Origin of the sequence: Streptococcus sp. HMSC034E03 (genome assembly GCF_001811505.1) — a bacterium.
GTDB lineage: Bacteria > Bacillota > Bacilli > Lactobacillales > Streptococcaceae > Streptococcus.
On record NZ_KV804976.1, the window covers coordinates 143,898 to 153,802 of the forward strand.

The 9,905-nt window shown below is 40.7% G+C and carries 10 protein-coding genes; 1 reads left to right on the forward strand and 9 read right to left on the reverse strand.

Translation table 11 applies throughout. The annotated features are described in order from the left end of the window. Positions 1–441: 441 nt before the first annotated feature. The 8 genes from rpsI to pbp2b form a co-directional block, all read right to left on the reverse strand. On the reverse strand, positions 442–834 hold the full coding sequence (gene rpsI / locus HMPREF2805_RS04185; RefSeq protein ID WP_000075973.1) for a 30S ribosomal protein S9: 393 nt from the start codon (positions 832–834) through the stop codon (positions 442–444). A gap of 18 nt (positions 835–852) precedes the next feature. Next, positions 853–1,299, reverse strand: a complete 447-nt coding sequence (gene rplM / locus HMPREF2805_RS04190; RefSeq protein ID WP_001044622.1) for a 50S ribosomal protein L13 — start codon at positions 1,297–1,299, stop codon at positions 853–855. A 159-nt stretch (positions 1,300–1,458) separates the two neighbouring features. Next, complete coding sequence (locus tag HMPREF2805_RS04195) at positions 1,459–2,166, reverse strand: YwaF family protein (RefSeq protein ID WP_075231525.1); 708 nt, start codon at positions 2,164–2,166, stop codon at positions 1,459–1,461. Positions 2,167–2,472: 306 nt separating this feature from the next. Then, entirely contained in the window at positions 2,473–2,898 is a 426-nt protein-coding gene (locus HMPREF2805_RS04200; protein WP_398577612.1) for an NUDIX hydrolase, read from the reverse strand. Continuing rightward, positions 2,885–4,258 carry a UDP-N-acetylmuramoyl-tripeptide--D-alanyl-D-alanine ligase gene (murF, locus tag HMPREF2805_RS04205; RefSeq protein ID WP_075231526.1) on the reverse strand — a complete coding sequence of 458 codons (1,374 nt, stop codon included), beginning with the start codon at positions 4,256–4,258 and terminating at the stop codon, positions 2,885–2,887. The genes HMPREF2805_RS04200 and murF overlap by 14 nt, the downstream gene beginning before the upstream one ends. A 53-nt stretch (positions 4,259–4,311) precedes the next feature. Continuing rightward, a complete protein-coding gene (locus tag HMPREF2805_RS04210) occupies positions 4,312–5,355 on the reverse strand; it encodes a D-alanine--D-alanine ligase (protein WP_075231527.1) in 1,044 nt (347 codons plus the stop codon). A gap of 178 nt (positions 5,356–5,533) precedes the next feature. Further along, positions 5,534–6,130 (reverse strand): recombination mediator RecR, encoded by a 597-nt coding sequence (gene recR, locus HMPREF2805_RS04215; protein ID WP_075228878.1) that lies wholly within the window; start codon positions 6,128–6,130, stop codon positions 5,534–5,536. A gap of 10 nt (positions 6,131–6,140) precedes the next feature. After that, on the reverse strand, positions 6,141–8,198 hold the full coding sequence (pbp2b, locus tag HMPREF2805_RS04220; RefSeq protein WP_148131596.1) for a penicillin-binding protein PBP2B: 2,058 nt from the start codon (positions 8,196–8,198) through the stop codon (positions 6,141–6,143). A gap of 174 nt (positions 8,199–8,372) precedes the next feature. Between pbp2b and HMPREF2805_RS04225 the strand changes: the two genes are divergently transcribed. Next, positions 8,373–9,218: a MurR/RpiR family transcriptional regulator gene (locus HMPREF2805_RS04225; protein WP_075231529.1), complete on the forward strand. Its 846-nt coding sequence runs from the start codon at positions 8,373–8,375 to the stop codon at positions 9,216–9,218. Between the two features lie 324 nt (positions 9,219–9,542). Here the strand turns inward: HMPREF2805_RS04225 and HMPREF2805_RS04230 are convergent. After that, positions 9,543–9,905, reverse strand: a 363-nt coding sequence (locus tag HMPREF2805_RS04230; protein ID WP_148131598.1) for an SIALI-17 repeat-containing surface protein, incomplete at its 5' end; no start/stop codon positions are given.

The following is a 9,905-nucleotide window of genomic DNA, read 5'->3' on the forward strand; positions in this document are numbered from 1 at the left end:
TTTCTTCAGACATCAACTCTAAACTTATCATTGTAAACTATCTCCTATCATTCTCTAAACTCAAATTCACTCATGTTCACACAAAGTGACATTTACAAAATTTAAAGATATATCTTAATTTTTTCATATCATATCTACATTATAACATACTTATTAAGAAAAATAATATCCATCAAGGACCTCATAAATTCCAACATCTTGCTAAATAAGCAGGTTTTTCTCTTGAGACCATTTCAGAAGCACTTACTCATAGTGACATCCAAATAACGAAGACTTATGTCAATACTACTGAAAAAGTAAATCAAACAGCAGGAGAAATAGCCTTTAGAAGTCTCAAAAAGCAATAGGGTGAACTTGGGGTGAACTTTCGTTTTTTGAACAAAAAAAGACATCCAAGAGAAAATTCTTGAATGTCTGTAAACGTTGATAGTATCCTATTGATTAACGTTTTGAGAATTGTGATGCTTTACGAGCTTTCTTAAGACCTGGTTTCTTACGTTCAACTTTACGTGAGTCACGTGTAAGAAGTCCTGCGCGTTTCAATGAATCGCGGAAGTCTGGGTCTACTTGAAGAAGGGCACGAGCGATACCGTGACGGATAGCTCCTGATTGACCAGCGTATCCACCACCTACAACGTTAACGAAAACGTCGTATGAACCTACAGTTGAAGTAACTGCGAATGGTTGGTTGATTACAAGACGAAGGTCAGCGTGTGGGATGTACTCTTCAACATCTTTTTTGTTAACAGTGATTTTACCAGTTCCTGGAACAAGGCGAACGCGTGCAACAGCGTTTTTACGACGTCCAGTACCTGCATATTGTGCTTGTGACATACTTTATTGTTCCTTTCCTTAGATAAGTCCTGAAATATCAAGAACTTCTGGTTGTTGTGCAGCGTGAGTGTGCTCAGCTCCAACGAATACTTTCAATTTCATACCTTGAGCGCGACCAAGAGTATTGTGTGGAAGCATACCTTTAACTGATTTCTCGATCAAACGAACTGCATTTTTAGAACGAAGTTCACCAGCAGAGATTGATTTCAATCCACCTGGGTGGTTTGAGTGAGTGTAGTAGATCTTATCCGATGCTTTTTTACCAGTCAATTTAACTTTTTCAGCATTGATAACGATTACGAAGTCACCTGTATCAGTGTGTGGTGTGAATGTTGGTTTGTTTTTTCCGCGAAGTACGCTAGCAACAACCGCTGAAAGGCGTCCAAGAGGTACATCAGTTGCGTCAACAACGTACCATTTGCGTTCTACTTGGCCTGGTTTAGCCATGAATGTAGTTTTGTTCATGATTTCTCCTATATGAATATCGTTTTTGTTTACAGGGCGGATGTTCCGGTCCGCAAGTTATTTGAAAGGTTCCGGGGCCTTACAAATGGGGTAAACAATACCGTCTACTATTGTATCAAAATTCTCAGATAAAAGTCAAGAGATTGGGAAAATATTTTTTTATTTCTGCCAGATTCTCAACCTTTTTTCTTCCTGTCCCTGAAGGATTGTCTGAAAAATTTTAGAGACTAAGTAAATGGCGCAAGTCAAGAATAGCGTTACCACTAGATAATTGATCAGACGACCGTGGTCTCCAACCAATGGTGGTCTTGTCAAAAAGCCATAATCTCCACCTGTTACTAAATTAACCATGAAAATCAAGGCATTGAGCGAAGATGTGATGATTAGGGTTCGTTTGAAGTCCAATAAGCTAGCATCGTAGTCCTTCAAGAGATAAATCAAGGAATTCCCAAGGAGGGCTAGGTGCCCGAAAATAAAGGATATGATGGCAATGTGGGGGAAGGGATAGGGATCTGGCACTGGATAAATAAAAGCTGCCAAAGTTCCAAAGGTTCCCAATACAGCAAAATACTGTTTGACTCTAGAGACACCCGGGGTCAAAAGCACTACAAACATAGCCAAACGGCAATGATAAAGGGGTAGACTTTCAGTTAGAGGCATCTGATTTACTAAATACCATCCGTAGAGCAGGATTAGCTGTACCGCCTGTAAAATCTGGAAAAATCGCTGACAGGCCTTTTTCTCACCATAACGATAGGCAAGAAACACAGTCAATGCTAATAAGGTAAATAGACTTCCATACCAAAGAAGGTCAAACTGGGGTGGCTCCGTCGGCTGCGTACTAAATAAAGCTTCCCAAAAATTCATGTAACTTTCCTCATTTTCATATAAGCCAATCTCTTACTGATTTTTATAGAGCCTAGCTTACATTTATTTCTTATATTTTTGTGTAAAAGAAACTGTCGATCTTAATATAAAACAAAGCTTCTAATCGACATATTGTTCCCGCTCACCCTGATAGACCTGCCATAGAATTTCCATTTGTTCTTTGGTTATTCGTTTTTCAGATAGGGGTGGGAGATTCTTGATATCAAAAAATTCAAGTTCTGCAATTTCTTGATTTTCTTGAAATTGTCCATCCAATAACTGACAGTCAAAGACGAACTTGGCATACTATTTGTTCTGAAGTTGAAAGCGGTTGGTATCAAAAACCGCTAATAAAGAGCCTACTTCTGCCGAAAAGCCTGTTTCTTCCTGAACTTCTTTTCGGATATTTTCCTTAGGCGAATAACCTACTTCACCAAAGCCACCAGGTAAGGCCCAAGTATCCTCTCCTTGCCCTCTAACCAAACAAATCTTCTGATCTTGAACAATCCAAGCCCTTACATCCATCAAGGGAGTTGCATAGCTACCTGACGGCTGAAAAATTGCAGTCAATTCCTCTTGATTGAGCTCTGTTTGATCCTGCAAGACACTCCATAAAATCTGACGTAAATCCTCATAACGTTCACGGTCATAAGGATCCTTTGTATAGGTCAAACCAGTATCAGTGATGGCCAACATTCTCTGAATAGCTTTGGCGAAATCAGTTGTGCTCATTTTCTAGACTTTCTACTAGCTTAGCTAGATTCATAGAGTTCGAACCTTTAAGCAAAATCTGGTCATGTGCTCCAAGACTCTCCTTAACCTGCTTGACCATGGCTTCAAACTGGTCTTCTTCAACTGTTTTCTTGAAGTAGTAAACATGACCGATTGGGAACATTTGACTAGCTAATTGAGCCAAGTCAGCAATGTCTTCACCGTAGAAAATAACAGTATCAAGAGCATCGGGTGTAATGCTCAAAATCATCTGATTGTGGAGTTGAACAGACTGGTCTCCAAGTTCTTTCATATCCGCCAGAACTGCGAGTTTCTTGCCACCTTCATTGGCTGGGATGGCTGAGAAAGTCTCCAAAATCAACTTCATAGCTGTTGGATTTGCATTGTAGACATCTGATAGGATATCCGCACCGTTGGCTGCTTTTTTCCACTCGGTACGATTGCGGGTCAATTCTAGATTTTGGAAGGCTTGACCAATCTGCTCCTCAGTCACTCCCTCTTGAAGAGCAACATAAGATGCAATCATGGCATTGGTCGCATTATACTTACCAGTCACAGGCAAATCAAGGGGTTGCTCCAAGAAATTAGCCTTGAAGGTTAAGCTATCCTTACGCTCAATCAATTCTGTAATTTCGAGTTCTGCACCTGGACCAAAACGAACTACTTTTTGATCAGCAGGTAGATAATCCTCTACAATAGGATCAGCTGGCGCCAAAAGTAAGGAACCCTTTTCCATCCCATCAGCGATTTGTAATTTCCCTTTGGCAATTTCAGAACGGTCCTTAAAGAAAGCCAGATGAGCTTCTCCAATCAAGGTCACGATAGCTGTCTTTGGATGAGCTAGTTCAGATAGGAGATGGATGTCTCCTAGGTGATCCTGTCCCATTTCCAAGACCAGCTTTTCAGTATCATCTAGCATATGAAGAACAGTGTAAGGGAGGCCAATCTCGTTATTGTAGTTCCCTTGCGTTTTGTAGGTTTTGTAGCTTGTAGAAAGCAAATGAGCCAACATATCCTTGGTAGTAGTCTTCCCATTCGAACCTGTAACAGCAAAGACATCTACTCCCGTCTTTTGAAGGTAATAGGCTGCAAGAGTTTGAAAGGCAGTCAAGACATCTTCTACCAAAACATAAGGATGGTTTGCTACTTCCTTTTCTGATAAGGTTAGAGTAGCGCCGTTTTCAAAAGCCGTCTCGATAAAGTCATGACCATCACGCGCCCCCTTGAGTGGCACAAATAAATCTCCAGGTCCAATCAAACGGCTATCAAATTCTGCCTTAACTAGCGGACTATCCGGATAGACTGATACGTCATTTTTAGCACCAACAAGACGCGCAACTTCGTGAATCGTAAGTTTCATGTTTACTCCTTTAAAAAGGGGCAAGGAGTCCTTCCCCGCCCTTATGTCTGTCTTTACAATAGGTGCGCTTCACGCTTGTCAAAACTCTCTTTAGCAAGATCAACTAAACGTTCAATTAATTCTGGATAAGAAATTCCCATATTGTCCCAAAGCAATGGATACATAGACCATTGGGTAAATCCTGGCATAGTGTTAAGCTCATTTAGGAAAACTTCTCCCTTATCTGTATAGAAGAAGTCGCAACGTGATAAGCCAAGTCCACCAATAGCACGGAAGGCTACTTCTGCATTTTTTCGCATGACTGCTACCACATCATCGCTAATCTTGGCTGGAATATCCATAGTAATCTTATTGTCGATATATTTGGCATCGTAGTCATAGAAGGCTACGTCCTTGATAACTTCACCAGGTAGAGTGCTCTTGACATCATAGTTTCCTAAAAGTCCAACTTCGATTTCACGCGCATTGACTCCCTGTTCTACCAAGACACGGCTATCGTACTTGAAGGCAAGCTCTAAAGCTTGGCGAAGTTCCTCTTTATTTTCAGACTTAGAAATACCAACACTAGAGCCCATATTGGATGGTTTGGTAAAGACTGGGTAACTTAATTTTTCTTCTACTTCTGCAATCTTAGAAGCCAAATTATCCCCTTCAACAATAGCTACGTAAGGAACTTGGGCAATCCCAGCAGACTCTAAAACACGCTTGGTTGTAATCTTATCCATAGCAAGGCTTGAAGATAGGATGTTACAGCCAACATAAGGCATTTTCAGAACTTCTAAGAAACCTTGAACAGAACCATCTTCTCCCATAGGTCCATGAAGAACTGGAAAGACCACTGCGCCTTCTTCATAGATAGCACTTGGAGCAATTTTCTTGTCCCAATCGATCGTTTCATTGGTCATGAGACGTTCATCCTGCCCAGGAGTTTGGCTAAATTCTTGGGTTTTGATGAAATCACCAGACTGGCTGATAAAGAAGGTTTTTACTATGAAGCGATCATAGTTAACCGCACGCATGACACTCTCAGCTGACAAGACAGACACTTCACGCTCTGCACTGCGCCCACCATATAATAGAATAATTGTTTGTTTCATATGATTGTCCTATTTCTACTAGAATACTCGCCTTTTAGTATATCACATTTGTCTATTTTTTTAAACTTGTATAGCTAAAAACAAGAAAAGAGCCTGAATCAAAATGGGATTCAGGCTCTTTGTACTTTTAAATGATTATCTGCTGCTAGTTCATTGCCTCTATCGTCAATCTTACAGACTAGAGTTCTGTACGATTTTCAATGGCTCTTAGGAGTGTTACTTCGTCCGCATATTCGATGTCTGCTCCGACTGCTAGACCTCGCGCTAGGCGCGTAACCTTAATTCCAGCAGGTTTAAGAAGTCGAGAGATATACATAGAAGTCGCTTCACCATCAGCTGTCGCATTGGTTGCCACGATGACCTCTGAAACCTCGCTATCCATGAGACGAGTCATAAGACTCTTAAGATTGATGTCATCTGGGCTAATGCCATTCATTGGTGAAATCAAGCCGTGTAGGACATGATAGAGTCCATGGTATTCTTGGATATTTTCCATAGCCGCTACATCTCGGCTATCCTCTAATACTAGGATAGTTGTCTGGTCACGACTAGGATCCGTACAGATAGAACATGGATCATCATCCGTTAAACGTCCGCAAATCGAACAATAGGTCAATTCTCGCTTAGCTGCAAGGAGATTTTTGGCAAATTCATTGACGTCATCATCAGGCATCCCAATGGTATAAAAGGCCAGTCGGGTTGCTGTCTTAATCCCGATACCTGGAAGTTTAGAATAACTGTCAATCAGCTTAGCTATAGGTGTTGGGTAAAGCATGGCTTCCTTTCTAGTTCATTGGATGGTGTTGGTTGTATAGATTAATAATGTCGCGAGCAATAGATGGACCGACACCGTTAGTTAGGTTGGTATTGTGAGGGAAAACAACCGCGACTGCAATCTGCGGATTATCTGTCGGTGCATAGGCCACGGCATTAGTATTGTTGGCTTTTTGACCACCATTGACGTAACTTTCGGCTGTACCGGTTTTTCCACTGATAGAGACTGCTGCCCCATTTGAAAAGGCACGACCAGTCGTAAGGGCACTTGTCCCGTGCGATACCTGGTAAAATCCTTGTTGTAGGATGGACATGTCAGATTCGGAAATATTAATTTTATTCATTTCCGTGCTGTCATTTTGCTTAATGAGTTCTCCCAAACCACCTTGTTCATTGTTGTCGTAGACTCCTTCCACGATATGAGGAGCTAAGCGAACACCATTATTGGCAATCGTTGCTACATACTGAGCTAGCTGCATCGGCGTGTAGTTATCGAACTGTCCAAAGGCGTTATTTAGATAATTCGCCAAATCATAATCTTTAGGGATAAATCCTGTTGACTCTTCTGGTAGATCAATTCCTGTAGAAGCTCCCAGACCATATTCACCAAAGGTTGAACGTAATTTCGCCATAGCAGACTCAAGATTGCTGGTTCCTACTGTCATATTAGGCTGATAGGTTTGCCCCATAATCCCTAGAGCGGTTTGGACCATGTAGGTATTAGATGAGTATTCCAATGCCTCGACAGCTGTAATCGGGAAGGAACCGTAAGAAAGGGTGTACCATGAATTGATTGGTGCAGAACCTTGAAAGACGATTGGTTGATCTGTTAAAGTTTGATTGCCTGATAAAACACCATTTTCCCAACCTGAGCTGATGGTTGCCGCCTTAACGACAGATCCTGGAACAAAAACGTTGGTCACTGTACCTAGTGAGTCTGGAGTCAATTCACCAGATTCCAGATTGTGCTTGATCCCTGACATGGCTAGAACAGCTCCTGTCTTAGGATTGATGGCAACCGCATAGACACCTTCCGAATATTGGGCACCTCCGTTAGCAAGCTCAGAATTAAAATAGCTTTTCAAAAGGCTATCCACACTATCTTGGAAGGCCAAATCAATGGTCAGTTTGATGTTTTTACCCTTGCTACCTTCCTCAATATTTTCTACACTTTCCATATCTCCATGTTTGTCGAGATGGATTTCTTTAACAGTACGTTTCCCTTGTAGGACTTCCTCATATTGTTTCTCAAGGTAAGAGGTCCCAACACGGTCATTGAGGGAATAACCTTTTTTAAGATAGGCGTCCACTTCCTCAGCTGGAAGACCTGATTTTTCACTGGAAACACTTCCTACGATAGAAGCAAGAGAAGTTTCAAGGACCTTGCGATCCCACGAAGTGGAGATGCTAATCCCAGGTAACTCTTTAGATGCAGAGGCAATTTGAGCGACTTGAGTATCACTTAAAGGATCTGTTTGGATATTGCCTGTTGCAAAATTTCCAACTGCATTGAGCTGACTAAAGAGATAAATAGCCTTCTTTTCATCCTCTGTATAATTAGTTTGGCTAGAGCTAACACTCTTAACAGCATTGTTATAAAGATCCGATTCAGAAAGTTGATTACCATCAGAATCAAAACGCTTATCTTTGGGTAGGGCCTCTACCGTTTTTTTATAAACTGCTGGATCAGCTAGATAATAGTCAGCAATTTGACGTTCTGTCAAATCTGGAGAGGATACCGTCACATAAGTTAATAGTTTAGCAGAAATATCCTTTAAATCAGTCGCTGTCATCTTATTGCTTCGTGTGAAAGCAACTACTTGTTTAACCGTATTTTCTACCAAAGGTTTTCCAGCTGCATCATAGATTTCTCCACGAGCAGACCCCGTTGTTACCCTAGTTTGGCTAGCAGATGCTAACTTGGCTTCATAGAAATCCTTATTTACAAATTGCATATAGAGCAAGCGACCAATGATGGTCATGAAGAGCAAAATAACGATTGCAAACAATAAATTAAGCCGAGTCGGTATCGAATGGCTATTAAATTTTCTCATACAAGGCAGTCTCATTTCTAATCAAAATCTTACTCTTCATTGTACCATAATTTGATGAGAAAATTATGGAAAAAGAAAAGACTTTTCCTTTTTATCCAAAAAACAAAGCAACTGTGGTATAATTAAAATGAGCGCTATTTTATAGATTTCATTGATAAAAATTTTAACAAATAACTACAAGGGAGGCCCATGAACAAGCAAGACATCTCTACGATTATTGATCTTCACTTTGAAGAAATGACCGATTTAGAGCAAGAGATTGCCCGCTATTTTTTGCAGGCAGATACCATTCATGATGACTTGTCTTCTCAGCAGGTCACTCAAAAACTTCATATTTCTCAGGCCGCTCTCACTCGCTTTGCCAAAAAATGTGGCTTTACGGGTTATCGAGAGTTCATTTTCAAATACCTACAACAAATTGACAACCTTTCAGTCCCTCAGCAGGATATGAACCCCTTGACTCAACGAGTCTTGAGAAGTTATACAAATATCCGTGAAATGTCTCAAGAATTGATTGATGATGACCAACTGGAGCGCATTGCCCAAATGATTGATCAATCAGAACGCGTCTATTTTTTTGGGACTGGAAGTTCTGGCCTCGTTGCACGTGAGATGAAATTGCGTTTCATGAGACTTGGAGTCGTTTGTGAGGCTTTGACAGATCCAGATGGTTTCGCCTGGACAACCAGTATCATCGATGAAAAATGTTTGGTCTTTGGCTTTTCCCTTTCAGGAACAACTCCATCCATCATTGACAGTCTACTAGACGCTCAAGATATGGGGGCTAAAACTGTTCTTTTTACTAGTACGCCTAGCAAGGAAACTCAGGAATTTACAGAAACTGTACTGGTAGCAAGCCAGAGTCAGGCTTCCTATATCCAACGCATTTCTGCCCAACTTCCTATGTTGATCTTAATTGATCTACTCTATGCTTATTTCCTAGAAATTGACCGTGAGAGTAAAGAAAAAATCTTTAACAGTTATTGGGAAAATAAAAAACTAAATGGCTATCGTAGAAATAGAAGGTCTAGATAAGCCTTCATCCCTATCAAGTAAACAAGCATATGAGTAACCAGCGATTAAAGTCGCTGGTTTTTAGTTTGCTCAAGTCCTATAACTGATGACTTATGCACATAGAACTTTACACCTGATTCTTGATATAAAAAAGCGAACAAGACCAGCTTCTGTTTATCAGAAAACTTGTTTTGCTCGCTTTTTATAATTGAGATTAGTTATTGGTTCCAATCTCTAAAGTTTGGACAGTTATTACAGCAGTTTCTTTAAACAATGCTACTATTCTGCAATAACTTCCCACGAAATCTATACTTTCTCAAAAGTGTTTCTTGAGTTTGACAGATTCTATTCGTCTTCTTTTTTCTTTCCCATTGCAGCTAATCCAAGAAGTGCTCCTACAGCTCCCAAGCTTGCAAGGGTAGCAGTTTCTTTTGCGCCTGTTTCAGGGAGAATATCTTGACGATTTGCAGGTACTTGATAAGTCTTGTCTTGTGACATAGCCTGAGCTACATGTAACTGCTCATCCTTGTATTCTGGGAGCTCATGGACAGTTGCCTCTGCTCCATTGACATTACCAGTAAACTCTGGAACATCATGACTAGCTGCTTCTGTTCCATTGACACCACCTGTGAACTCTGGATCTTCTCCACGAACAACTGCTTCTGAGCCATTTACTCCACCAGTAAATTCAGGAAGTTCATGACTAGC

Bases quoted from the DNA above. Each gene is read 5' to 3' on its own strand.
- rpsI (WP_000075973.1), bottom strand. From the start codon at position 834: ATGTCACAAGCACAATATGCAGGTACTGGACGTCGTAAAAACGCTGTT.
- recR (WP_075228878.1), bottom strand. From the start codon at position 6,130: ATGCTTTACCCAACACCTATAGCTAAGCTGATTGACAGTTATTCTAAA.
- murF (WP_075231526.1), bottom strand. From the start codon at position 4,258: ATGAAACTTACGATTCACGAAGTTGCGCGTCTTGTTGGTGCTAAAAAT.
- HMPREF2805_RS04200 (WP_398577612.1), bottom strand. From the start codon at position 2,898: ATGAGCACAACTGATTTCGCCAAAGCTATTCAGAGAATGTTGGCCATC.
- HMPREF2805_RS04210 (WP_075231527.1), bottom strand. From the start codon at position 5,355: ATGAAACAAACAATTATTCTATTATATGGTGGGCGCAGTGCAGAGCGT.
- HMPREF2805_RS04195 (WP_075231525.1), bottom strand. From the start codon at position 2,166: ATGAATTTTTGGGAAGCTTTATTTAGTACGCAGCCGACGGAGCCACCC.
- pbp2b (WP_148131596.1), bottom strand. From the start codon at position 8,198: ATGAGACTGCCTTGTATGAGAAAATTTAATAGCCATTCGATACCGACT.
- HMPREF2805_RS04225 (WP_075231529.1), top strand. From the start codon at position 8,373: ATGAACAAGCAAGACATCTCTACGATTATTGATCTTCACTTTGAAGAA.
- rplM (WP_001044622.1), bottom strand. From the start codon at position 1,299: ATGAACAAAACTACATTCATGGCTAAACCAGGCCAAGTAGAACGCAAA.